At 68.2% G+C, this 820-nt stretch carries 2 protein-coding genes; both read left to right on the top strand.

Going from position 1 to position 820, the window contains the following annotated elements:
* The first annotated feature begins 92 nt into the window (after nucleotides 1-92).
* On the top strand, nucleotides 93-242 hold the full coding sequence (locus IH13_RS45920; RefSeq protein ID WP_420713331.1) for a hypothetical protein: 150 nt from the start codon (nucleotides 93-95) through the stop codon (nucleotides 240-242).
* 201 nt (nucleotides 243-443) lie between these two features.
* Nucleotides 444-716 (top strand): winged helix-turn-helix domain-containing protein, encoded by a 273-nt coding sequence (locus tag IH13_RS45915; protein ID WP_420713330.1) that lies wholly within the window; start codon nucleotides 444-446, stop codon nucleotides 714-716.
* Nucleotides 717-820 lie beyond the last annotated feature (104 nt).

Raw genomic sequence — 820 nt, 5'->3', positions numbered from 1 at the left:
AATCCTGTGGTGAGTGAGGCGGAGTTGGCGGTGGCTGCTGCCGTAGTCGTTATTGACCCGAAACGGTTTGGGTTCTGGGTCGTTGGTGGGGAGTGAGCGATCTGGTGGGGGACGCGCGGCATCTGTCGGCGTCGGCGCAGGAGGCCCTGCGGTCGCGGGCGGTGACCGCGTTGGTGGCGGGGCGGGGCCGTGAGGGCGTGGCGGCGGTCTTCGGGGTGTCGCTGAAGGCGGTCGACGGGTGAGGGCGAAGTGGCAGGCCGGTGGTCGGGAGGCGCTGGTCATGCGTCCGCGTGGCAAGCCGGTCGGTGTGCATCAGGTGCTCGGGGATGCTGAGCAGGGTGCGGTGCGGCAGACGGTCCTTGATCACCGGCCCTGTGACGTGGGGCTTTCCGGGGAGTTGTGGACGCGGCGGCTGATCGGTGACTTGATCCGAAGCTGTACCGGTGAGGCTGACCGAGCCCGGGGTGGGCACGTACCTCAAGCGGTGGGGGCTGTCGTTCCAGAGGCCGGACAAGCGGGCCGTCGAGCAGGACCCCGGGGCCGTTCGGCGCTGGCACGAGGATACCTGGCCGGCGATCCGGGCAAAGGCGAGGAAGGACGGTGGCGAGGTCCTGGTCGCGGACCAGGTCGGTATCCACTCGGACCAGGGTACCGGCCGCACCTGGGGCCAGAAGGGGAAGACTCCCGTGGTGCGGCGGAGCGGGAACCGGTTTTAGGTGAACGCGATGTCGGCGATCAGTACCAAGGGCCGGATGCACTTCATGGTCTTCACCGAGAGCTTCACCGCCGAGCCGACGTGCCGCTGTCTCTTATACACATC

Source organism: Streptomyces sp. NRRL WC-3549 (assembly GCF_000721935.1).
Classification (GTDB): Bacteria; Actinomycetota; Actinomycetes; order Streptomycetales; family Streptomycetaceae; genus Streptomyces.
This window is presented reverse-complemented; position numbering and strand designations above follow the sequence as displayed.